General features: G+C 45.1%; 17 protein-coding genes, 1 tRNA gene and 1 pseudogene. 1 reads left to right on the top strand and 18 read right to left on the bottom strand.

Features of this window, described 5'->3' with window-relative positions; translation table 11 throughout:
• From aroB to JFC06_RS01985, 7 genes are all read right to left on the bottom strand, one after another.
• Positions 1-1110, bottom strand: a complete 1110-nt coding sequence (aroB, locus tag JFC06_RS02015; protein WP_198333797.1) for a 3-dehydroquinate synthase — start codon at positions 1108-1110, stop codon at positions 1-3.
• Between the two features lie 75 nt (positions 1111-1185).
• Positions 1186-1740 (bottom strand): shikimate kinase AroK, encoded by a 555-nt coding sequence (gene aroK / locus JFC06_RS02010; RefSeq protein WP_198333796.1) that lies wholly within the window; start codon positions 1738-1740, stop codon positions 1186-1188.
• A 154-nt stretch (positions 1741-1894) separates the two neighbouring features.
• Positions 1895-4252 (bottom strand): type IV pilus secretin PilQ, encoded by a 2358-nt coding sequence (locus tag JFC06_RS02005; RefSeq protein WP_198333795.1) that lies wholly within the window; start codon positions 4250-4252, stop codon positions 1895-1897.
• Positions 4253-4279: 27 nt separating this feature from the next.
• A complete protein-coding gene (locus tag JFC06_RS02000; RefSeq protein ID WP_198333794.1) occupies positions 4280-4813 on the bottom strand; it encodes a pilus assembly protein PilP in 534 nt (177 codons plus the stop codon).
• Positions 4813-5529, bottom strand: a complete 717-nt coding sequence (gene pilO, locus JFC06_RS01995) for a type IV pilus inner membrane component PilO (RefSeq protein WP_198333793.1) — start codon at positions 5527-5529, stop codon at positions 4813-4815. The genes JFC06_RS02000 and pilO overlap by 1 nt, the downstream gene beginning before the upstream one ends.
• Positions 5526-6173: a PilN domain-containing protein gene (locus JFC06_RS01990; RefSeq protein ID WP_198333792.1), complete on the bottom strand. Its 648-nt coding sequence runs from the start codon at positions 6171-6173 to the stop codon at positions 5526-5528. Before JFC06_RS01990 ends, pilO begins: the two co-directional genes overlap by 4 nt.
• Positions 6173-7228: a pilus assembly protein PilM gene (locus JFC06_RS01985; RefSeq protein ID WP_198333791.1), complete on the bottom strand. Its 1056-nt coding sequence runs from the start codon at positions 7226-7228 to the stop codon at positions 6173-6175. The genes JFC06_RS01990 and JFC06_RS01985 overlap by 1 nt, the downstream gene beginning before the upstream one ends.
• Positions 7229-7420: 192 nt before the next feature.
• On the opposite strand from JFC06_RS01985, the gene JFC06_RS01980 reads away from it, so the two are divergent.
• The gene (locus JFC06_RS01980; RefSeq protein ID WP_198333790.1) at positions 7421-10063 is read left to right on the top strand and encodes a PBP1A family penicillin-binding protein; all 2643 of its coding nucleotides are present in this window, start codon (positions 7421-7423) and stop codon (positions 10061-10063) included.
• Between the two features lie 99 nt (positions 10064-10162).
• Here JFC06_RS01980 and JFC06_RS01975 read toward each other — a convergent pair whose 3' ends face one another.
• The 11 genes and pseudogenes from JFC06_RS01975 to JFC06_RS01925 form a co-directional block, all read right to left on the bottom strand.
• Positions 10163-10690 (bottom strand): DUF6586 family protein, encoded by a 528-nt coding sequence (locus tag JFC06_RS01975; RefSeq protein WP_198333789.1) that lies wholly within the window; start codon positions 10688-10690, stop codon positions 10163-10165.
• Positions 10691-10963: 273 nt separating this feature from the next.
• Complete coding sequence (gene rpoC / locus JFC06_RS01970) at positions 10964-15181, bottom strand: DNA-directed RNA polymerase subunit beta' (protein ID WP_193006703.1); 4218 nt, start codon at positions 15179-15181, stop codon at positions 10964-10966.
• A gap of 152 nt (positions 15182-15333) precedes the next feature.
• Positions 15334-19452 carry a DNA-directed RNA polymerase subunit beta gene (gene rpoB / locus JFC06_RS01965; RefSeq protein ID WP_193006702.1) on the bottom strand — a complete coding sequence of 1373 codons (4119 nt, stop codon included), beginning with the start codon at positions 19450-19452 and terminating at the stop codon, positions 15334-15336.
• Between the two features lie 740 nt (positions 19453-20192).
• The gene (gene rplL, locus JFC06_RS01960) at positions 20193-20564 is read right to left on the bottom strand and encodes a 50S ribosomal protein L7/L12 (protein ID WP_057761722.1); all 372 of its coding nucleotides are present in this window, start codon (positions 20562-20564) and stop codon (positions 20193-20195) included.
• A 126-nt stretch (positions 20565-20690) separates the two neighbouring features.
• A complete protein-coding gene (rplJ, locus tag JFC06_RS01955; RefSeq protein WP_193006701.1) occupies positions 20691-21218 on the bottom strand; it encodes a 50S ribosomal protein L10 in 528 nt (175 codons plus the stop codon).
• Between the two features lie 263 nt (positions 21219-21481).
• Positions 21482-21544: pseudogene (locus JFC06_RS12445) on the bottom strand (hypothetical protein); the annotation flags it as partial.
• A gap of 109 nt (positions 21545-21653) precedes the next feature.
• Positions 21654-22355 carry a 50S ribosomal protein L1 gene (rplA, locus tag JFC06_RS01945; protein WP_193006700.1) on the bottom strand — a complete coding sequence of 234 codons (702 nt, stop codon included), beginning with the start codon at positions 22353-22355 and terminating at the stop codon, positions 21654-21656.
• Complete coding sequence (gene rplK, locus JFC06_RS01940; protein ID WP_193006699.1) at positions 22355-22786, bottom strand: 50S ribosomal protein L11; 432 nt, start codon at positions 22784-22786, stop codon at positions 22355-22357. Before rplK ends, rplA begins: the two co-directional genes overlap by 1 nt.
• A gap of 92 nt (positions 22787-22878) precedes the next feature.
• Entirely contained in the window at positions 22879-23409 is a 531-nt protein-coding gene (gene nusG, locus JFC06_RS01935; protein WP_193006698.1) for a transcription termination/antitermination protein NusG, read from the bottom strand.
• Between the two features lie 87 nt (positions 23410-23496).
• A complete protein-coding gene (gene secE / locus JFC06_RS01930; protein WP_193006697.1) occupies positions 23497-23982 on the bottom strand; it encodes a preprotein translocase subunit SecE in 486 nt (161 codons plus the stop codon).
• A 51-nt stretch (positions 23983-24033) separates the two neighbouring features.
• Positions 24034-24109, bottom strand: a tRNA-Trp gene (locus tag JFC06_RS01925).
• Between the last annotated feature and the right edge of the window lie 374 nt (positions 24110-24483).

Here is a 24483-nt window from a genome sequence, read left to right as displayed (position 1 = left end):
TTATGCTCTCGGTGGTGACAATACGTCAGTTAGTAGTTTGGCATCAAAATCATTGGTCAATACGGCCTTACCTAGTGATTTTAACAAAATAAGGCGGATTTGTCCGTGTTTCACTTTTTTATCATGACCCATCAAATCTAAAGCAGTTTGCACCTCGATAGACGGCGGTGTGATAGGCAAATTGGCCAAGGTTAACACACGTTTAACTCGGGCAACTTCCTCGGCCGTTAACCAGCCCATTTTTTGCGACAGTTCGGCGGCTTGTACCATCCCAGCAGCGACTGCTTCACCATGCAGCCAGTTACCGTAGCCTTGGTGCGTCTCAATCACATGCCCAAAAGTATGCCCAAAGTTTAACAACGCCCGCACGCCTGACTCTCTCTCGTCCTGTGCGACGATATCGGCCTTATACTGACAGCAGCGCTTTACTGCATCGCCAAGTATGGCCAAATCCAATGCCATCATCGCAGGCAAATTGTTTTCAAGCCACGTCAAAAATGCTTCGTCCATGATAAGCGCGTATTTAATAACTTCAGCAAGTCCTGCCGACAGCTCACGCGCGGGCAGTGTTTTGAGCGTGCTCATGTCCGCAAGCACCATTTGCGGCTGCCAAAAAGCGCCAATCATGTTTTTGCCTTGCGCATGATTGATGCCCGTCTTGCCACCAACGCTCGAATCCACTTGCGACAGTAGCGTGGTTGGAATCTGGATAAAACTCACCCCCCGCATAAAACTGGCCGCCGCAAAACCTGTCATGTCCCCAACCACGCCGCCACCCAACGCAATCAGTGTGACATCACGATTGAAATGCGCCGCCATCAAGGCATCGTAGATTTGGTTGATACTGGTCTGGTTCTTATATTGCTCACCATCAGGGAGGACGCAAACCTTGACGGTAAATTGCTCTGCCAGCTCTTCTGCTAAAGCATTCAAATATAAAGGCGCAACGGTGTCATTGGTGACAATCAATACTTGGCGACCGCTGATATAGGGTGCGACTTGCTTTGCCATGCTGTTTTTTTCTGTCGCCATTTTTTCAGTAATGACAATTGGATAGTCATGACTTTGCGTATGAACGGTTAATCCATCATGAAACAGTGGCTTGGCCATGAGCACTCCCTAAGCATTTTAATGAGATAAAAGTAGCTGACTGTAATTAATAACTCGGTTTATCTTTGTCTCTTATCACTCTTTTTTAGAGCCTGCTGCGCTAGAGATATTAAAGGACGCTAGCTGCTGTAAGAGTTGGTTGACCATGTGCCGCGGGTACGTGTGCCCAGTGGGCATTATGATATGCGCAACTTGACGATATAGTGGATCGCGTGTGCTATACAGGTCTTGCAGTATTTGTCTGGGATTAGGCTGCTGTAACAATGGTCGTGATTTGTCTTTGGCCGTACGAGCCATTTGCACATCGACTGGTGCATTCAGATAAACCACAATGCCGCGTTGATTTAAAAACGCGCGGTTTTCAGCACTCATCACGGCGCCGCCACCGGTGGCTAAGACAATGTGGGGTTTCTGAGTGAGCTCATCAATGGCTCGCGTCTCACGCTCCCGAAACCCAGCCTCACCTTCTTTAGCGAATATCCAAGCAATATCGGCACCTGTTTGTGACTCAATATACCAATCGCTGTCTACAAAGGTGCGTCCTAACTGCTTGGCAAGCAATTTGCCGATCGTCGTCTTCCCTGCTCCCATCGGTCCTACTAAAAACACCGACGGTAATTCCTCCACCATAACACTCACTCAGCTAAATTAGGTATGATACAACGTCATTGATATTCTGGCTAGTAATGCGCTGTGATTATTGTTCGCAAACTTTAAAAATTTATACATAAAAAAAGCAAGCGTTTCGGCTTGCTTTTTTGGACAAAAAACAATCAAAGACGGCTTAATCCAAGCGACTGATACCATCGTTGATTAATTTTGGTGTGACAAATATCAACAGCTCTTCTTTATTGTTACTGCGCACATCACGACGGAACGCACGACCAATATACGGCAAATCTCCTAAAAAAGGCACCTTATCGACGCCGTTATTGGTACGGTTTTTAAAGACACCGCCCAGTACAACCGTTTGACCGTCTTCAACAATAACGTTGGTTGAAATAGAGTCCTCAGCGATGGCGACCTGATTGTTAATAATAGTTGGTGTGCCGTTTGTAATGACCAGTTGCAAACCAATCTTACCATCAGGCGTGATGTTTGGTGTGGCTTCTAGGCTGAGTGCCGCCTCTTTAAAACTGGTCGTCGTGGCGCCACTGGCGGATGCCTCTTGGTAAGGAATCTGGGTACCAGAAGACACTTTCGCTGTTTGCTTATCTGCGGTCAAAATCTTTGGCGTAGAGATCACTTCACCGCGGTTGTCGGCTTGCAATGCTGACAGCTCAAGATCGAGCATCACATCAGACATACTGAGCAAACCAAAAGCGATACTACCCGCTGGGTTGGCCACCCCTAAATCCACGTTTAGATTGTCAGGACGGGTAATATCATAAGAAGGGTAAGAAACCGTTTGGCCATTGACCGTTGTCGTTTCTATGTCAAAGTCTTTTAGATCCGCCAATGTTTGATTACTACCACCAACCAATAGATTACGATTATTGGCCGCACCATTTGACAAGATACCCCAACGCACCCCAATCTCTTTACTAAAACTATCAGTGGCACTAACAATACGTGCTTCAATCATTACCTGACGGACTGGAATGTCGATTTTACTGATTAATTTGTGGATATTCTCAATACTTTTAGCCACATCTTTAATGATTAACGTATTGGTGCGCTCATCGACCGTGACCGTTCCACGATTGGATAACAGCGTATTATTGTCGTCAACGCGATTGGCAATACCACTATTACCACCGCTAGACGCGCCACTACCTTGAGAAATAAGAGTCAGTACATCTTGGGCTTTTGCATAACTTAAGCGAATGTACTCAGTGCGTAGGGGGGCAAAAGACTCAACTGCTTGCTGTGCCTCAAGCTCACGTGCTTCTTGTTCAGCAAGCTCAGTCGCGGGCGCCACCAAGATGACATTCCCATTTTCACGTTTCCCTAGGTTTTTACTTTTCAAAATAATGTCAAGTGCTTGATCCCATGGGACATTGATCAGGCGCAAGGTGATATTACCAGACACCGAATCACTAGCAACAATATTCATCTCGGTAAACTGCGCTAAAATATCTAAAACGCTACGAATCTCAACGTCTTGAAACTCCATAGACAGTCGCTCACCGCTATACACTTTTTCTTCAAGCGTCGGCTCACGTAGCAGTTCAGGCTTATTAATACTGATGTTTAACTGATTGCCCGATTGGTAAGCTTGATACTCGTAATCATCGACCATATTGATAGTGATGACACCGTTTTGGCCTTGGTTCTTGGTATCAATACTACTAACAAGACCACTATTAATATTTAATCGACGTAGTAAATTTCTTGGAACCGTACTGCCTGTCAAACGTACGACCAGCTTATTACCTTGGCGTTGTACATCTACAGGAATGGCTTCGTTGGCAAGGGCGATACTGACATTGCCACCACCATCATTCCCGGCCGAAAAATTGACCGCGCTTAGACCATCATAACTGTACTGCTTACTCACTTGTGACGCGGCAAGCTGCGGATTGAGTAGAGGATTGACTCTAACCACCATCGTATCGGCTGGTACGGTCTTTTTTTCTACTGCCCGACTGGTGGTGCGGACGGCAGCCACAGGCGCCACACTGGTCTCAACGATTGGTGTGACAACAGCTGTGGTCGTCAGATCGTCACTGTCGTTGAGCACGTCTTGAATAGGGTCGCTGGTCACGACTGGACGATTGGGATCCGTAATGGTCAGCAACAAATCATTGCCCTCAATCGCTGTCGTATAATTGCCTGACTGCTTGAGGCCAATGATAAGACGCGTGGTACTGTCACTACTTAACGTCGTAACATCATTGACCACGCCAACATTGTACTCATTGAAACGACTGGCCAGCCCGTTTTGCACTTGTTCGAAATCTAGTACCAAACGGCTAGGATCATCCAGCTGATAAGCCGCCGGTAATACTGGTAAGCCTGCAAAGCCCAAACGCAGTTGCGTCACCGCGGGCGCTGTTTGTACCACAGTGACGTTGTTAATACGCTGTACAGCATGGGCACTGTTACTCACTGCTACCATGCTGATTGCCAATGCTGAAATGGCAAAAGCAGAGGACACGCGGTTGCTCATCATCATTACCTTGTTATTGCGTACTGTCATTACTTATTCCTCAAAAAATCTGCCGACTTAGCTTATGGGGGATACCAGCGACTGGGGTTTTTCAATGAACCCTGCACGGCTGTCTGGCACAATTTCAATCAAATTAATCTGGGTCGGCGTGATTTCAACAATACGGCCGTCATTTAATCCAAGATAATCACCTACTTTAACACTAGCAACCGAGCCATCAGGACGTTGTATCAGCGCATAGCGCTGTCCCTCGGGGGAAACCACCACACCACGAAAAACCAGTTGCGATAGTTCATACTGCTCAAGCGGTTCTTTTACCCTAGTAATATCAGGGCGCACACCGTCAATTGAGGTAGTCGGGCCTTCTACATTGACCAAACTTGGTGGCAAAAATGGACTACGCTGCGCACTAGCACTGTAAACGAAGTCCTCTACCAGCTCCGCCTTGGGCGGCGGCTCAATAGGCTGTGCAGGCTGATTGCGTATGTCAGTCATTGCTTGCTCTGCCATGGCAATACGGTCAGTACAACCCGTCATTGATAACACAGTAACGCTTAACACCAGTAGCATGGGCAATTTGTGGCTACTCATTAGTTGCCTCCTGCATTATCAGTCGCAGCGCCAGTTTCATCCTCAGGCGCCGCTTCTTTTGAGCGATACGTTTTGGTTTGTAGCACCAGATTAAGCTCTGGTAAGACGTCCAGTGTTGGCTGCGGATTACTCACCTCAAAGTCGTGCATGGTAATAATTCGTGGCAGGGCCGCAAGACCACTGATAAAGCTGCCAAATTGATGATATTCACCTAAAGCTGCAATGCGAATAGGCTGCTCAATAAAGAACTCGTTCTCAATCTCAGGTTCGACGGAAATGTCTTGAAAACGGATGTTACTGCCCACCCCTGTCATATTGATCCCTTCTACCAACTCTGACACACGGGTATCTTTTGGTAGCTGATCGAGTAAGGTGTTGAATTCCGTCTCCATTTGGATAACTTGTGCTTGATACGCTTTTAAGTGGCGCGCGCGTGACTCTTTTTCACGGTAGCTCTCAAGCAAGGTCTGCTGCTGACTTTCGGCAGCGCTGATCTCATCAATCTTGCTGCTAATCGGTAGCGCCCACGCTAGTGCCGCTATAAAGACAATGATAAGCCCAATAACGGTTATTTTTACTGAAAGGGGCCAGCTGCCATAGTTTTCGGAATCTAAAGACTCAAAACTGCGCCGAAACTCATTTAGATCAAACTGCTTCTTTGGTGTCACCGCCGTTTTTCTGGTTTTGATCAGGCTTTTTTTGCGGCTAAGCTTCATAGATCACCTCCCAGCTCAGCATCAGCAGATGTGGCTGTCTCTGACTGCACTTTCGTCGTTACCACAAACTGTACATAACTGTCTTCAGGATAAACAGGGCGCGGCGCCTCGCCAGCAGTAACCGTATTATTAAGCGCTGGCGCTGTTTCATACGCACTGATATTTTGTTGAATGTTACTCACCGCAGAGTTACCCATCCACTTACTGTTATCAAGATTGCGAATCAAGCTTGAGACTACGTTTGGGTTGTCTGCCAGACCCGTCAAAGTGAGCGTATCACCTTCACGTTTGAGGTTGTTGAGGTACAATGCTGGGGGAATGGCTTTAGCAAGATCATCCCACAAACGTACTGGCACAGGGCGTCGACCCTGCAAGTCTTGGATCACCTGCATACGTGAGATAATGTCTTCACGGCGCTGCTCCAGACTATCAATCTCAGTGAGGGCTGTGTCTAAACGAGCATTTTCTTGTTCGATCAACGCGTTGGCATCAAGCTGTTCATCAAGCTCATTGTTAAAATAGCTCCACGAAGCAAAGGCGACCAACAGAGTGAGCAAAGTCACCGCGACCACCAATGTTATAAATTCTTTGTTGCGACGTTCGCGCTCTTCTTGTCGCCAAGGTAAAAGGTTAATACGAGCCATTAGTCAAAGCTCCTTAACGCAAGACCGCACGCCGCCATCAAGCTTGGTGCCTCAATAGCCAGTTGTTCATTGTCGATATTTGGCGCAATGGTCATATTGACAAACGGATTGGCGATACTGACCGTCACACCAAGTTTTTGTTGTGCCATGCCTGCCAGACCAGCGATAGAGCTACTGCCACCAGCCAGTACCACATGATCGATACTACTGTACTGGCTTGAGGAGAAATAAAACTGTAGTGAACGAGTGATTTGTTGAATGGTATTTTCGATAAATGGGGTTAGTACATCAATATAGTAATCATCAGGTAAGGTGCGCTCACGCTTACTGATATCTGCCTCTTCAGCCGTGAGCCCATAACGGTTTTGAATCGCTTCTGTCAACTGTACGCCACCAAATAATTGCTCGCGACTATAGATAAACTCGCCATTCTTAGCAACATACAAAGTCGTTTGATTATGGCCGATATCTACCAAGGCCACCAACTCTGGATTATTTGGTAAGTTATCAACCATCAGTCCAAACGCACGCTCAATCGCATGGGATTCAATATCCATCACTTTGGTTTGCATACCACCGAAAGTTAAAGCATCGACACGTTGATCGACATTTTCTGAGCGCGAGGCCGCAAGTAATACTTGTACCATCTCATCACTTAACAAAGACGGGCCTAACACCTCAAAATCCAAATTCACGTCTTCTAAAGGATACGGCACGTATTGATCGGCATCCAAACGTATTTGAGCTTCACGCTCAACATCACTTAACGCCGCGTCCATATCAATAATCTTAGTAATTACTGCGGATCCTGATACTGCCGTGGCGGCCTGACTACCCGTCGCCTGACATCGCCTAGCCAAAGTCGCAATCACATTGCCAACCGCTTCAGTGTCTACTAAAAGCTTATCGACGACTACTCCTTCCGGAAGTCCTTCTATACCATAAGATTTTAAGTGAAACATGCCCTGTTGGCGCTGTATATCAACCAACTTTACTGAGGTGGCACAAATATCCACGCCAATCAAATGTTGACTTTTGGAAGTAAATAGCCTCACAAGCTCTATACCTTATATTAAGTGTACACTTTGATAGTTATTTGTAATAATTGAACACAATACTTTACTTAATAGATAGATTCAAGCGTTTAAATTGGCTGTTAAGGCTAACTTACACATTTATTATGACCTCTTATTTTGTTCAAGGTATAATGCCTTACCTGTTGCAAATTTTAATTGATAAGCCTTACTATGACCAAAAAAATTGCTACCGCACGTCTCATTCATTTTTTAGTGGGACTTTTTATCGCCTGCTTAGCGTTAGCAGTGGTTTTAGCGCTTGCTGTGCCTATCGGTTTTTACGGTATGGCAATGTATTTATCCCCTACTTTGCCTAGCACACAAGAGATTAAGACAGCAAATCTTGAGATGCCATTACAGGTTTATAGTAGTGACGATAAATTAATCGGTCAATACGGCAATCGCTTATCGCTCCCTGTTACCTTTGATGAGATTCCTGAAGATCTCACCCATGCTTTTTTAGCGGCAGAAGATGCCTCTTTTTTTCAGCACAGTGGTATTAGTATTAAGGGTCTTGGCCGTGCGGTTACCGAAGTGGTGACTGATGATGATAGCCAAACAGGTGGCTCTACCATCACCATGCAGGTGGCCAAAAATTACTTTTTGAGTCCAGAACGCACCCTAAATCGTAAGCTGACTGAACTGTTCTTGGCTCGTAAGATCGAAGATGAACTCAGTAAAAATGAGATCTTGACGCTTTATGTCAACAAAATCTACTTGGGTGAAGGCGCTTATGGCGTCCGCGCTGCTGCCAAAAAATACTACAGTAAATCACTAGAAAATCTGACTATTGCTGAGATGGCCATGTTGGCCGGTCTGCCAAAAGCGCCATCTAAATACAACCCTGTGGCCAATCCTAGCCGCGCGCTGACTCGTCGCAACTGGATCATTGGCCGTATGCACGAGCTAGGCTATATCACCAAAGCTCAATATGACGAAGCCGTTAATTCACCAGTAGGTATCAACCTTTATCAAGAGAAGCTTGACGTTAATATGCCATATTTGGCAGAAATGACTCGCGCTACCTTGGTCGAACGCTACGGTGAGCAAGTGATGCACAGTGGTTGGCGCGTACGTCTTACCGTAGATAGCGAAGCACAAACAGCGGCAGAAGCGGCTATTCTAACAGGCTTGGTCGCTTACGAGCATCGTCACGGCTGGCGCGGGGCAGAAGCAAATGACGAGCCTTTAGAGAATTTCCGCCGTTATAGCAATATGTATCCTGCCAAAGTCACTGAGGTTCGCGCTCAAAGCTTTGATGCAACCTTGCAATCAGGTAAAAATATAACTGTTAACTGGCCTGAGATGAGCTGGGCCGCCAAATACATTTCTGCTGATCGTATCGGCTACCCTCCTACGAGCGCCAGTCAAATTGTCAGTCAAAACGATATCATTCGAGTGATACCTACCGCTAATGGCAGTTGGCAGCTGAGTCAAATACCAAACATACAAGGCAGTCTGGTCTCCTTAGATCCAGAAACTGGGGCGGTAAATGCCTTGGTCGGTGGATTTGACTTTAACCATAGTAAGTTTAACCGCGCCTTACAAGGCTGGCGGCAACCTGGTTCAACCATTAAACCCCTCGTCTATACAGCGGCGTTAGAAAAAGGCTATCGTCCAGACAGTATTGTCTCGGATCGCCCAATCCAAGTAGGAGACTGGAAACCTAAAAACTCTGACGAACGTTTTTTAGGAGACATCACGCTACGGCGCGGGCTGTATTTGTCTCGCAATCTGGTTTCTATTCGCTTGCTACAAGCCATCGGTATCTCTGATGTGCGCAGCCTGTTGGATGAGTTTGGTCTTGATAAAGAGAAGTTGCCGACGACGTTGTCATTAGCACTAGGGGCAGGGCAAGCAACGCCATTACAGATGGCAACGGCCTACTCCACCTTCGCCAATGGTGGTCACCGCATACAACCTTACTTTATTGAACAAATTTATAACTATAAGAATGAGCTGTTATTTCAAGCCAACCCGCGCCAAGCGTGCTCTTTATGTTTTAACGAACAGCTCGAAACCCTCAATAAAACGCTAATCGAAGAGCGTCGTCAGTCAAATGAAGGCGAAAACAGTACTACTGATGCGGCAATAACTGCTGAAAGCCAAGCATTAAAGAGCAATGAAGAAAACGCCCAAAACACCCAAATCAATGTAGACGTAACTGATGCTAGTCCACAGGCAGATCGCTTACAAGCGCCTGCTGTGCAGCATACAGTGGCCAAACAAGCCCCGAGAATCTTAAAGCCTAGAGTAGCGTTTGAGATGGCCGATATCTTACGCGATGTGGTGCAACGCGGTACAGCCGTACGAGCAAAAGCTCTGGGTCGTGATGATATCGGCGGCAAAACCGGCACAACCAACGAAGCTAAAGACGCATGGTTTGCAGGGTTCCATCCTACCAATGTTACCGTGGTATGGATGGGATTCGATCAACCAGCCACTATGGGCCGCCGTGAGTATGGTGGTGTGGCAGCCTTGCCCGTCTGGATGGACTTTATGAAAGCTCAGCTCAAAGACACACCGAATCAGTGGGTATCTATCAATAACCGCTCAAAGTCTCAAAAGCAGCAGCAAAAAGTGATAGAAATGACTGATGATGGTGTGGCGAGTGATAATGAGGCTTCTGACACCAGCACCTTACAGCCCGTCAAAACCCAAACTCAGCAGCGTAAACCATCAGCCCCTGAAGCAACTGAAGAGACAGGTAACCTACAGGCAGCAAAATCAAGTGACAACCGTAATAATGATAGTGCCCCGCAAAATCCACTCTCGGTGACACCCGTTGATGAGATGCCGCCAATACCCGAGTAAATCATACCGTTAAGCACGGTGGCAACTCACACTAAAAAAAGGCGTGTTTAGTAAACACTAAACACGCCTTTTTTTTAACCCTTAAAAATTCTATCCCTCCTAAAACTCAACCATACCAGCACGTAACTGCTCGATAAGCTCTAAAAGCTGCTGGCGCCATTCGCGTATGGTCGCCTCATCCGGTAACCACTGGTTTGACAAAGTCACAACATTGACAATCAGATCCGCTGATCCCGCCGTATCACCACTTGGCTTTTCATCAACGACAGTATCGGGCGGTACCGCATATAAACAGCGCTGATAAGCACGCTCTATATTGGCCAGAAAACCTTGTTGTTGTAACTGCTGCAAGCGCTGAATTTCCGGCGACACCTGTGTCCGCTCGCTTAAGGCTTGCTCGATATCTATTAATGTGGGCGCTGTCATGTTTAGACTATAAAAATGACCAAGCTCTTGTATGAATGCTAAAAAAGCGCCGTGCAGATGAAAAATCGCGGTCTCACAGTGCGCTTGATACAGTTGCTTGTCATTGGTACTGCCTGCCGCTTGGCAGGACAGACGACAGAAATACAGTTTTTGATTGGTTCGATCTGCTTGATATTTGGCAACACGGGTTTTACCTGCCATTTGCTATTTATCCTTGTATTGACAATAAACACTGACCAGTTGGTACAGTCATAACTTATCACGTGATGCTCTAAGTGTACTATTAACTGGACCGATTTTCTTAGAAATTATAACAGCCGAACTACAACGTGACCACGTCATCTCTACTCAGCCTACCAAATGTAGAGTTAGGATCAATTTTTTGACGGTTTAAATGTTTAAAAACGCAAAAAAGCCAGCTTGCAAGCTGGCTTTTTTATCACATTAAGAAAGTATCAAGAACAGTTAATACGATTAATTGTCTTGATTTAACTCTTGAGCAAAGGCTTCATCAAAGCTAGCAAAATCTTTGCTATCCGTGCTTGCGCCCATATCAAAGGCGGCATTCAGATCTTTATCTTGTAGTTTCTGATCCGCTTTTTCTTTACGTGTCTTGTGATAAGCAAGACCAGTACCGGCAGGAATCAAGCGACCAACGACCACGTTTTCTTTCAGGCCACGTAACTCATCCACTTTACCAGTCACGGCAGCAGCAGTTAGGACACGGGTTGTCTCCTGGAACGAAGCCGCTGAGATAAAGCTTTCAGTGGCCAAGCTGGCTTTGGTGATACCTAACAATTGACGCTCATACTGTACTGGGAATTTATCTTCCGCTTCTAGCTTCGCATTCAATGCTTTGATATCCGCATACTCTACCTGATCGCCTTTGAAGTGGCTTGAATCGCCGCCATCGGTGATTTCAACTTTACGCAACATCTGACGAATAATAACTTCGATGTGCTTGTCGTTGATTTTTACACCTTGCAGACGATAAACGTCCTGTACTTCGTTAACGATATAATCAGCAAGCGCAGTCTGACCTTTTAGACGTAGGATATCGTGCGGGTTTTGTGGACCATCAGCGATAATCTCACCACGTGCTACTGTCTCGTTTTCAAAGACGTTGATTTGACGCCATTTCGGGATCAGCTCTTCATGAACCTCACCATCTTCATTGGTAATAATGAAGCGGTTTTTACCTTTGGTCTCTTTACCGAAGCTCACCACACCAGTCATCTCTGCCATGATGGCATGATCTTTTGGACGACGTGCTTCGAACAAGTCAGCCACACGTGGCAGACCACCGGTAATATCTTTGGTACCAGAAGATGCTTGTGGTACACGGCCCAAGATCGAACCTGCTGCAACTTTTTCACCATCGCTGACGCGAATGATGGTCTCAGCTGGTAAGAAGTAAACCACTTCTTTGCCTTCGTCAGTGTTCAAGATAATCGCAGGACGTAAGTCTTTCGCTGAGCTTGAACGGTCACGAGTCGCTAGAATCTCAAATGAGCTCATACCAGTTGCATCGTCGACTTTGACCGTCGCCGTTGAACCATCAATGATATCACTGAAACGTGCTGTACCAGCGAATTCTGTAATAATAGGATGCGTGTGCGGATCCCATTTAGCGATGGTTTGACCGCCTTCGACCTGCTCTTCATCTTTCACAAGTACGCTTGAACCATATGGTACTTTATAGCGCTCACGCTCACGACCAAGCTCATCGGTCAAGGCGATTTCCGCTGAACGCGATACGATGACCAAGTGACCGTCTGTGTGTTGTACCGTTTTCATGTTTTCAAAATGCGCTTGACCAGCATTACGTACAGAGATGCTGTTGTCCACAGACGCTGAGCTTGCTGCCCCGCCCACGTGGAAAGTACGCATGGTTAACTGAGTACCAGGCTCACCGATAGATTGCGCTGCCATGACACCGACTGACTCGCCGATATTCACTTTATGACCACGGGCAAGATCACGACCATAGCACTGTGAACACACGCCATGCTCAACATCACAAGTAATGACTGAGCGTACCCAGATGTCATCGATCGCATTATTATCAAGTACATTTACCCAATGCTCATCGATCAAGGTACCCGCTGGGATCAAGACTTTTGAGTCATCATCGTTATAAGTCACATCACGAGCAGTCACACGCCCAAGTACTAGCTCACCGAGTTTCTCGATGATTTCACCACCTTGGATATGCGGCTTCATGAGCAAGCCTTCTTCTGTGCCACAGTCATCACTAGTAATAACCAAATCTTGTGCCACATCAACCAAACGACGGGTCAGGTAACCTGAGTTAGCCGTTTTCAGTGCCGTATCTGCTAGACCTTTACGCGCACCGTGAGTTGAGATGAAGTACTGTAGTACGGTCAAACCTTCACGGAAGTTAGCCTTAATGGGTGTCTCAATGATTGAGCCATCTGGTTTCGCCATTAGACCACGCATACCTGCGAGCTGACGAATCTGAGCCGCACTACCACGAGCACCAGAGTCTGACATGATGAAGATTGAGTTGAATGACTTCTGCTCGTCTTCTTCACCTTGGGCGTTGATGACTTTATCGGTCGCCAAGTTGTCCATCATCGCTTTTGCGACTTTGTCATTGGTACGTGACCAGATATCAACCACTTTGTTATAACGCTCACCAGCGGTCACAAAACCTTGCTCGAATTGATCTTCAATCTCGCGCACTTCGCCTTCTGCCACTTCAATGATTTGCTTTTTCAGCGGTGGAATGACCATGTCATCGATACCGATAGACACACCAGATAGCGTCGCTTGAGCAAAACCAAGATACATCAATTGGTCAGCAAACATGACACTTTCTTTCACGCCGACTTTACGGTAGCAAGAGTTGATCAGACGAGAGATATTTTTCTTCGTCATCTCTTGGTTACACTCATCAAACGCCATACCTTTAGGCATGATGTTCCAGATAAGTAGACGACCAGCAACCGTTTCTTTCATGCTGATTTCTTTGGTTTCGTTACCATCTTCATCAACATGCGTTTCGGTCGCACGCACTTTAATTTTAGCGTTTACATGTAAATCGTTTGAGCCAATCGCACGCAATGCTTCATTGACGGTGGCAAAAACCATGCCTTCGCCTTTAGCATTAATAGATGAACGGCTGATGTAATACAGACCTAGTACCACATCCTGTGATGGTACGATGATCGGATCACCGTTCGCAGGTGACAAGATGTTGTTGGTAGACATCATCAAGGCACGTGACTCAAGCTGTGCTTCTAGTGTCAATGGCACGTGAACGGCCATTTGGTCACCATCAAAGTCAGCGTTGAACGCGGTACAAACAAGCGGATGCAACTGGATCGCTTTACCTTCGATCAATACTGGCTCAAATGCCTGTAGACCCAAACGGTGAAGCGTTGGCGCACGGTTAAGCAGTACTGGATGCTCACGGATAACCATGGCCAGCATGTCCCACACTTGTGGCTCTTCACGCTCTACCATCTTTTTGGCCGCTTTAATCGTGGTCGCGAGGCCATGAGACAATAGCTTGTTATAAGTAAATGGCTTGAATAATTCTAGTGCCATTTTCTTCGGTAGACCACACTGATGCAGACGTAGTGTTGGACCAACAACGATGACCGAACGACCAGAATAGTCAACACGCTTACCAAGTAAGTTTTGACGGAAACGACCTTGTTTACCTTTGATCATATCAGCCAAAGATTTTAATGGACGCTTGTTACTGCCGGTAATTGCACGACCGCGGCGACCGTTATCAAGCAACGCATCCACTGATTCTTGCAACATACGCTTTTCGTTACGTACGATGATGTCAGGCGCGCTCAGCTCAAGCAGACGCTTTAGACGGTTGTTACGGTTGATCACGCGGCGATAAAGATCGTTTAGATCTGATGTCGCAAAACGACCGCCTTCTAGCGGTACTAGCGGACGCAAATCTGGTGGTAGTACTGGTAAGATGTTCATTACCATCCACTCAGGCTTATTATTAGAATCGCGGAACGCTTCTAACAGTTTAAGACGCTTAGACATCTTTTTAAGCTTAGTCTCAGAACCTGTTTGCGGAATCGCTTCACGCAGCTCATCAATTTCGATATCCATGTCGATATCTTTTAATAAGTCTTGAACCGCCTCAGCACCCATTTTGGCCGTGAATTCGTCACCAAATTCTTCTAGGGCTTTGTAATAATCTTCATCATCCAGCAACTGGTACTTTTCTAAAGAAGTCAGGCCAGGCTCAGTGACGATGTAGCTTTCAAAATACAGTACGCGCTCAATATCACGAAGCGTCATGTCTAGCAATAGACCGATGCGGCTAGGTAATGACTTTAAAAACCAAATATGTGCCACAGGACTGGCTAGGTCAATATGACCCATACGATCACGGCGGACTTTAGCGGTGGTGACTTCAACACCACATTTTTCACAGATAACGCCTTGGAACTTACGGCGCTTGTACTTACCACATAGACATTCAAAATCTTTTACTGGGCCAAAAATCTTGGCACAAAACAGACCATCACGTTCAGGCTTAAACGTGCGATAGTTAATGGTTTCAGGCTTTTTTACTTCGCCATGTGACCATGATTTGATCACGTCAGGTGAGGCTAAAGTAATTTGAATGCTATCAAACTCTTGATTACCGTTGCCGGCAGGGCTTTGCATGATATCGAGTAAATCTTTCAAGTTGCTTCTCCGTTATCTTTATAATCATCTGACTGCAATCTATTGACGCAGATAAGATGAATGAAGGCAATGAATAGGGTTGAGACAAATCACTAAAAGCAGCAGCAATAAAGCAGGCTGCCTTTAGTGGACAACTAAGTTAAACAACGGGGTTAGTTGCTTTGTTTTAACTCAATATTAATACCCAGTGATTTGATTTCTTTGGTCAATACGTTAAACGATTCAGGCATACCTGGATCCATGTACTGCTCACCATCAACAATGTTTTTGTACATACGGGTACGGCCTTCAACGTCATCTGACTTCACAGTCAACATCTCTTGCAACGTATAGGTCGCACCATAAGCTTCTAGTGCCCACACTTCCATCTCACCAAAGCGCTGACCACCAAACTGAGCTTTACCGCCAAGTGGCTGCTGCGTGACTAGTGAGTAAGAACCCGTTGAACGCGCATGCATTTTGTCATCAACCAAATGGTTCAATTTGAGCATGTACATGTAGCCAACCGTCACTTTACGGTCAAATTTCTGACCAGTACGACCATCATATAAGGTTTGCTGACCATCGCGATCCATACCAGCAAGCTCTAGCAAGTCTTTGACTTGGCTTTCTCTTGCGCCGTCAAATACTGCCGTACCCATCGGTACACCGCCACGTAGGTTGTCTGCTAGCGCCATGATGTCATCATCACTCAAGCTATCAAGATCAACTTGCTCACCGCCGACTTGGTTATAGATTTTGTCCAAGAAGTCACGTAGCTCTTTGATCGCTGCTTGAGATTTGAGCATACCGTCAATCTTCTCGCCCAAGCCTTTTGCTGCCATTCCCAAATGCGTCTCTAGAACCTGACCGATGTTCATACGAGATGGTACACCCAGTGGGTTCAATACGATGTCAACGGTATTACCATTTTCATCATAAGGCATGTCTTCAACTGGCATGATGCGCGATACCACACCTTTGTTACCATGACGACCAGCCATTTTATCACCCGGCTGAATACGACGCTTAACCGCTAGATAAACCTTAACGATTTTTTGTACGCCATGTTGCAAGTCATCACCAGCGGTCAATTTGCGCTTTTTCTCAGCAAATTTCACATCGATGTCTTTTTGCTTATCAACCAAGTAATCAGCGATTTGCGTGAGACGCTCAGAGATTTCCTCTTCTACTGGTTGAATATCCAATAACGTCTCAAGGCTCATGTCTTTCATATCAGCCAATGCCATCACCGTACCAGCTTTTAGACCCGCACCGCCACTGACTTTTTGACCATCTAACAGCGTACCAATACGACCACGAGCCGCCTCTTCAAAGATGCGTAGCTCTTCTTTTAAATCTTTACGGTAGCTGTCAAGTTGCGACTTTTCAATCGCTCTTGCACGCGCGTCTTTTTCGACGCCGTCACGGGTGAAGACCTGTACATCAATAACCGTACCTTTACTAGAAGTCGGTACACGTAGTGACGTGTCTTTCACATCAGCCGCTTTTTCACCAAAGATAGCCCGGAGTAGTTTCTCTTCTGGCGTTAGTTGCGTTTCACCTTTTGGCGTCACTTTACCAACTAAGATATCACCAGCGTCAACTTCAGCACCGATATAGACGATACCTGCTTCATCAAGGCTTGATAGTGCTGCTTCACCAACGTTTGGAATATCAGCTGTAATCTCTTCTGTACCTAGCTTGGTATCACGAGCCACACACGTCAATTCTTGGATATGAATGGTGGTAAAACGATCTTCTTTCACCACTTTTTCAGACAGCAAGATTGAATCTTCGAAGTTGTAACCATTCCACGGCATAAATGCGATGCGAATATTCTGACCAAGTGCTAGCTCACCAAGATCCGTTGATGGACCATCAGCTAAGATATCACCTAAGGCAATCTCGTCGCCTTGGTTAACAATGATACGTTGGTTGATACAGGTGTTTTGGTTAGAGCGTGTGTATTTAATCAAGTTATAGATATCAATACCCGCTTCACCAGCAGTCATCTCGTCTTCGTTGACACGAACGACAATACGTGACGCATCAACATCTTCGATCACACCGCCACGCTTAGCGATCACACAAACACCAGAGTCACGAGCAACGTGACGCTCCATACCAGTACCTACTAACGGCTTATCAGCACGTAGCGTAGGAACAGCCTGACGCTGCATGTTCGAGCCCATCAAGGCACGGTTAGCATCATCATGCTCTAGGAATGGAATCAGACCTGCTGCGACCGATACAACCTGGCTTGGCGACACATCCATATGCGTCACTTTGTCAGCTGGCATACGAACAAATTCACCATAGCTACGTACACTAACCATCTCGTCACTTAACGCGCCGTCTTTGGTCATTGGGGAGTCGGCCTGTGCAATGACCGTACCCACTTCTTCAATCGCTGATAGATACTCGATCTCATCGGTCACTTGACCATTAACCACACGGCGATAAGGCGTTTCTAAGAAACCAAAGCTGTTGGTTTTAGCAAATGTCGCTAGTGAGTTGATCAGACCGATGTTTGGACCTTCAGGAGTCTCAATCGGGCAGACACGGCCATAATGCGTATCATGTACGTCACGTACTTCAAAGCCTGCACGTTCACGCGTCAGACCACCAGGACCTAGTGCTGATACACGGCGCTTATGGGTAACTTCAGACAACGGGTTGTTCTGATCCATAAACTGTGACAACTGGCTTGAACCAAAGAATTCTTTCACCGCAGCCGCAACTGGCTTAGAGTTAATCAAATCTTGTGGCGACAAGTTATCTGATTCCGCTGAGCTTAAACGTTCTTTGACCGCACGCTCAACACGTACTAGACCAACACGGAATTGGTTTTCTGCCATCTCACCTACTGAGCGAATACGGCGGTTACCAAGATGGTCAATATCATCAACATCACCGCGACCATTACGAATTTCAATCAGCTCTTTTAGGACATTAACGATGTCTTCGTTGGTTAACACACTGCGTTCGCGTTGAACATCCGGATCATCCGTATTATCAAACTCTAAACCAAGGCGGCGGTTGAACTTCATACGACCGACATTTGATAAGTCATAACGATCGGCATTAAAGAACATGCTTTCAAATAATTTTTCAGCCGTCTCAACCGTTGGTGGCTCACCTGGACGCATGACTTTATAGATTTCAATCAGCGCTTCTTCACGGGTTGACGTACTGTCAGCACGTAGCGTATCTGCGATATAACTACCCTGATCGATGTCATTCGTGAATAGAATGCTGAACTCTTTAATAGCGCCACTGGCTTCAAACGAGTTTAATTTAACCAATAGTTCATGATCAATGAGCGTGTTGGCGCGAGCGATGACTTCATCATTCACGACGATATCTTCCGCCAAAATACGCTCATAGAGATATTCATCAGGCACAGCAATCTTCGTCATACCTGCTTCTTCAAGCTGACGAATACGGCGTGCATTAATACGCTTGCCTTGCTCAACAATCACCTCACCTTCAGGTGAAACAATATCAAACTGTGCCATCTCGCCACGCAAGCGATCAGCCACCAGATCAATCTCAAACTGCTCTTCGCCTTTGTAAACGCTTACTTTATCAAAGAACAGATCTAAGATTTCAGAAGTCGTCAGACCCAGTGCCCGCAGAATGATAGAAGCCAATAGCTTACGACGACGGTCAATACGAGCAAATACTAAATCTTTCGCATCAAATTCAAAATCTAACCATGAGCCACGGTAAGGGATGATGCGGGCGTTATACAGTACTTTACCACTTGAGTGTGACTTGCCTTTATCATGATCAAAGAAGACACCTGGTGAACGATGTAGCTGTGATACGATGACACGCTCAGTACCATTGATAATAAAGGTACCGTTCGCTGTCATCAACGGGATCTCACCCATGTAAACGCTTTGTTCACGGATGTCTTTGATCGCAGCTTTACTGTCTTTGTCTTTACTGTCTTTATCTTTGATGATTAAGCGGATTTTGACACGCATAGGCGCAGCAAACGTTGAACCGCGCAAGATACACTCGCGCTCATCAAATTCTGGCGTACCTAAATAGTACTCAACAAATTGTAACTCAGCATTACCAGAGTGACTCTCAATTGGGAAAATAGAGGAATACGCAGCTTGCAAACCAGTATTCTCACGAGCTTTTGGCTTTTTATGCTCTTGCAAAAATTGCTCATAAGAATCTACTTGGATAGACAGCAAATAGGGAATGTCCATCACAGTGGGCAATTCAGCAAAACTTTTGCGAATACGCTTTTTTTCAGTATAAGAATATGCCATCGAGAGTCCTTACAGTAAACGTGGAAACAAATTAAAAGCGCGGCCAACCTGCATAAATACAATGCAAACTTAGCGACGTAAACGATAATATAAAACGGGTGTTCGTGTTCAACTCATATCTTTTTATCAACGACTACTTTACTAATCAGTGCTTGTTTAGCACACTGCACTTAATCATATAATCGGTATGTAAATAAGTCTATATGACTACGCATACCAAAAAATTCAATATCATACAGTCTATTGCCCTTACGGCATCAGTCACAAACAACCTTACAAAAAAATATGACTACTCGGATTTTTCCAAGCTATCTGTCATCAAGCCCCATTTTGCATTTAGACAGCTCGTCATGGAAAACTCATGTCATCACTGACGGGTACCGTCTACAAGGCTACATACTGACAGCAAACCATGCTAAATGGATAACCTAAGATCAGTAGCTTTTTAGAATTAATAATAGGGATAACTATAACTTTTAGAATCAGTATAAACTATAGTGTTAATGGGAAAGCATGCAGACACAAAAAAATGCCAAACATCTACGGACGTTTAGCTCATATTAACTGATTTCAAAAACTGGCATGTGTGCTTGCATGTATATCGTCTGTCCTTTTGATGGGTATCCACCGTGATGTTGCATACGTATGTTGGCAGACACAAAAGGTCAAGCTACGAATTATAGTAAAAAAAAGCTGGCAATGCAAGGCATTACCAGCTTTTTTTTCGTACAGCGTTAAACTTATTTTAGTTCAACAGTTGCACCAGCTTCTTCAAGTTTCTTTTTCAACTCTTCAGCTTCAGCTTTAGATGCGCCTTCTTTGATTGGTGCTGGAGCACTTTCAACCAAATCTTTCGCTTCTTTTAGGCCAAGACCAGTAGCTTCACGTACGGCTTTAATTACGCCAACTTTCTTCTCGCCAAAGCTGGCAAGAACAACGTCAAACTCGTCTTTTTCTTCAGCAGCAGCAGCAGCAGGACCAGCAGCAGCAGGTGCAGCAGCAACAGCAGCTGTTACGCCGAATTTTTCTTCCATGTCGCTGATTAATTCAACGATATCCATTACTGACATTTCAGCGATTGCGTTTAACACATCATCTTTAGATAGTGCCATGAGAACTCTCCGTTATCTGATAAAAATTAATTGATTTTAATATCGCTTTGATTACTTGCCAAATTTAAAAATAGGGTTGACAAAAAAATGTAACCAGCGATGTCAAAGTTACGTTAAAACAAGCAATTAAGCAGCTTCTTTTGCGTCTTTGATTGCCGCTACCGTGCGAACGAACTTGCCAGGAACAGCGTTCATAGTCTGGACAAGCTTGGTCACTGGTGCATTCATAGTAGCCATCAAGATAGAGATTGCTTCGTCGCGAGTTGGTAGCTTCGATACGCGCTCTAGCTCTTCTGGACCATAAACTTCACCACCGACTGATACCAATTTGGTCTCTAAAGCTTTGTTCTCTTTGCTAAAGTCGAAAACGACTCGAGCTGCAGATCCCAAATCTTCCATAGAGAAAGCCAAAAGTAATGGACCAGTCATACGGTCTGACATGCTCTCAAACTTAGTGCCTTCAAAAGCGCGTTTTGCTAGGGTATTTTTTACCACTTTCAAAACCACGCCTTTCTCACGGGCTTGTTCGCGCAGCTTAGTAAGCTTTGCAACACCAATACCATGATATTCGGCAGCTACTGCTGAGTAAGCATTAGCCGCAACTTCAGACACTTCAGCCACAACTTGTTGTTTTTGCTCTAGCGTTAATGCCATAAGTTGACTCCTTTAATCTTATCAATCAGCTCAGTACTTCAATACTTAAAAACCTAAGTTTTCACGTATTAAACGTCTGGCTTAGACTGACTTGATACGACACGTTATTTGTAAATAATATAAAAATAAAATCTACTCATAACGACTGATTACGGCACCGTTATCAGAATGACATCAAGTGATAGATTGAACTATCGGCTCTTATCAACAACTGGGTGGGTCACCGTCTGCGTAGGACAACTAAGATTTTCATCTTTTGTCGATTAACAAAAGCAGCTCGTGGTTATTACTAATAATCCAAAGATCACTATTAATAACGCAAAACCGCTCTCTACCTACGGTCTTAGACAGCATAGCGTGTGCTACACTGACCTAATTCTTTAAAAGACTTTTGTCGCCTTTATTTGAAATTGTCAAATAAAGGCACATACTTAATTATTTTGCTGTGCGATATGGAACTGGGTCAATACTTAGACCAGGACCCATCGTGCTAGACAAGGTGATTTTCTTGATGAAAGTACCTTTAGAAGTAGCAGGTTTAGCACGTTTTAGATCGGTAATTAGTGCTTCAGCATTTTGGATTACTTGCTCAGCAGTAAAACCAACTTGACCGATAGTGGTATGAATAATACCCGCTTTATCTACACGGTACTGTGCTTGACCAGCTTTCGCGTTTGTCACAGCTTCAGCAACGTTTGGCGTTACTGTACCGACTTTTGGGTTAGGCATCAGGCCACGTGGACCTAGGATCGTACCCAACTGACCAACAACACGCATCGCATCAGGAGCGGCGATAACAACATCAAAGTCCATGTTGCCAGCTTTGATTTCTTCTGCAAGATCTTCAAAACCAACGATGTCTGCACCAGCTTCTTTAGCGGCTTCAGCAGCAGCGCCTTGAGCAAATACAGCAACGCGTTTGGTTTTACCAGTACCAGCAGGTAGGTTGGTAGCGCCACGAACCACTTGATCAGATTTACGTGGGTCAACGCCCAAGTTTACTGCGATATCAATAGACTCTTTGAATTTTAGCGCAGGTAAATCATTTAAGATTTGAACGGCTTCTTCCATAGTGTATTGTTTTTCATTATCAATACGGCTTTGAATTTCTTTTTGACGTTTGGTTAGCTTAGACATTATACACCCTCCACGGTAATACCCATTGAACGAGCGGTACCAGCGATGGTACGGACAGCAGCATCAAGATCAGCAGCAGTTAAATCTGCATCTTTGGTCTTAACGATTTCTTCTAATTGCGCACGATCAACTTTACCGACTTTAGCGGTGTTTGGTGTACCTGAACCTTTAGCAATACCAGCAGCCTTACGTAGTAAGTACGCAGCTGGTGGTGATTTCATGATGAAGGTAAAAGACTTATCGCTGTATACAGTGATCTCAGTTGGAATCGGTAGACCCGGCTCTTGACCTGAGGTTGCAGCGTTAAATTCTTTACAGAACGCCATGATGTTCACGCCTTTTTGACCCAATGCTGGACCAATAGGTGGTGAAGGATTTGCTTTGCCTGCAGGCACTTGCAGTTTGATGTAACCATCAATCTTCTTAGCCATGATACTCTCCTAAATGGGTGATAGCGCCAAATCAATCCTGTGTAGACACAGTGCGGATTAACAGCTCCCCGGTTGATGAAATTTTTGCGGGTTTAGTCCAGTTTCTCAACTTTACTAAACTCAAGCTCAACCTGAGTCGGTCGATTAAATACGTTTACCGTTAGATGTAGCTTAGATTTCTCATAGTCCACTTTCTCTACCAACCCTTTAAAGTCAGTGAATGGACCATCAATAACCAACAATTCTTCGCCTGGCTCAAATAGCGTCTTAGGACGTGGGTCAGTTTCAGTCTGATTGAGACGATTTAAGATACGATCGGCTTCTACTTGCGTAATGGGCGCTGGCGTTTCAGGTGTGCCACCTACAAAGCCCATAATACGTGGGCAGTCTTTAACGATGTGCCAAGTATTATCGTTCATGTCCATCTGGATCAATACGTATCCTGGAAAGAACTTACGCTCGCTCTTACGTTTTTTGCCGTCTTTCATTTCAACGACTTCTTCAGTAGGAACCAACACATCACCGAACGACTCAGCGAAGTCACTACGATTAATACGATCAGTTAATGAACGTTGTACTTGTTTTTCATATCCTGAAAACGCTTGGACAATATACCAACGCATATCACGCTCCTAATCGTTATAAGTAAAAATTTGAGTGGCAGTATTTAAATGAAAGGCAATCGTAATACACGATCAACTTCAAAACACTTAACCAATAAATATGCCAACGAACCAATTAAAAAAGTTATCTAGTAACCACACGAAAAACCCGACAATAGCAATCACGACAATAACTTGCCATGTGTATTGGAAGGTTTCGTCTTTACTTGGCCATGTCACTCGGCGAAGCTCAACAGCGGCGTCTTTTAACAATATTTTAAAAGCGCGACCTTGATGCGTTAACGCCAAGCACACAACTGCAACTACAATGAGGGCAACGATGATACCAATACGTACCCAGACATCATTGGCGGGTTGCCAATAACCGGGTAAATACTGATTAACTAACGTTGCGCCTATCAAAAGCACTGCGGCAAGAAGCCACAAAATCAAATCTTTTATTGAGCCCGTCTTAGCAACTTCAACAGCAGAATTATTACCCGCTGAAACATGCTTATCTTTAGACAGCATTCCACCAGCAACCGCCTTGGCATCAGATAACTTAGTCTCGAGGTTATCTTGATTATTGCTCATAAAGAACTCGCTTCGGAGATGGTGAGGTACAACAAAGAAATGATAAGAAGATGGCAGGCGATGTAGGACTCGAACCTACAACCCTCGGTTTTGGAGACCGATGCTCTACCAATTGAGCCAATCGCCTATGGGTGTAAAGGACAGCATTATACAATATTTAGCATAAAATGCAAGCCCTTAGCGGTAAAATTGTTTTATTACCCTAACTTGCCTCTTATACCAGACTGCTGTTTGTCAGTCAGTCTTTTGTCAAAACCGCTAACCTGCACGGCTTATAAGAAGCAGCGTTAATATAGCAAGCAACGTCACAGATTACAATACCAATGAGAACAAATAAACGTGGATGTGAGCCGGTAGTGTGTTTGAAAAATAAGCACTCTATTTTTGCTTTATCACGTATGTAGCACTTCCACACCCCCACAAAAAAAGCCATCCTCTAAGAGAACGGCTTTTTTATGACTAACTCAAAATCTCATTGCTGAGACTTATCGATTAGTTCAA

The organism is Psychrobacter namhaensis (genome assembly GCF_016107545.1).
GTDB lineage: Bacteria > Pseudomonadota > Gammaproteobacteria > Pseudomonadales > Moraxellaceae > Psychrobacter > Psychrobacter namhaensis.
This window is presented reverse-complemented; position numbering and strand designations above follow the sequence as displayed.

Excerpts from the sequence above, each read along its gene's own strand:
- JFC06_RS02005 (WP_198333795.1), bottom strand. The coding sequence starts at position 4,252 with ATGACAGTACGCAATAACAAGGTAATGATGATGAGCAACCGCGTGTCC.
- rplL (WP_057761722.1), bottom strand. The coding sequence starts at position 20,564 with ATGGCACTATCTAAAGATGATGTGTTAAACGCAATCGCTGAAATGTCA.
- JFC06_RS02000 (WP_198333794.1), bottom strand. The coding sequence starts at position 4,813 with ATGAGTAGCCACAAATTGCCCATGCTACTGGTGTTAAGCGTTACTGTG.
- aroB (WP_198333797.1), bottom strand. The coding sequence starts at position 1,110 with ATGGCCAAGCCACTGTTTCATGATGGATTAACCGTTCATACGCAAAGT.
- secE (WP_193006697.1), bottom strand. The coding sequence starts at position 23,982 with ATGAGCAATAATCAAGATAACCTCGAGACTAAGTTATCTGATGCCAAG.
- nusG (WP_193006698.1), bottom strand. The coding sequence starts at position 23,409 with ATGCGTTGGTATATTGTCCAAGCGTTTTCAGGATATGAAAAACAAGTA.
- pilO (WP_198333793.1), bottom strand. The coding sequence starts at position 5,529 with ATGAAGCTTAGCCGCAAAAAAAGCCTGATCAAAACCAGAAAAACGGCG.
- aroK (WP_198333796.1), bottom strand. The coding sequence starts at position 1,740 with ATGGTGGAGGAATTACCGTCGGTGTTTTTAGTAGGACCGATGGGAGCA.
- rplK (WP_193006699.1), bottom strand. The coding sequence starts at position 22,786 with ATGGCTAAGAAGATTGATGGTTACATCAAACTGCAAGTGCCTGCAGGC.
- JFC06_RS01975 (WP_198333789.1), bottom strand. The coding sequence starts at position 10,690 with ATGGCAGGTAAAACCCGTGTTGCCAAATATCAAGCAGATCGAACCAAT.
- JFC06_RS01990 (WP_198333792.1), bottom strand. The coding sequence starts at position 6,173 with ATGGCTCGTATTAACCTTTTACCTTGGCGACAAGAAGAGCGCGAACGT.
- rplJ (WP_193006701.1), bottom strand. The coding sequence starts at position 21,218 with ATGGCATTAACGCTAGAGCAAAAACAACAAGTTGTGGCTGAAGTGTCT.
- rpoB (WP_193006702.1), bottom strand. The coding sequence starts at position 19,452 with ATGGCATATTCTTATACTGAAAAAAAGCGTATTCGCAAAAGTTTTGCT.
- rplA (WP_193006700.1), bottom strand. The coding sequence starts at position 22,355 with ATGTCTAAGCTAACCAAACGTCAAAAAGAAATTCAAAGCCGTATTGAT.
- JFC06_RS01980 (WP_198333790.1), top strand. The coding sequence starts at position 7,421 with ATGACCAAAAAAATTGCTACCGCACGTCTCATTCATTTTTTAGTGGGA.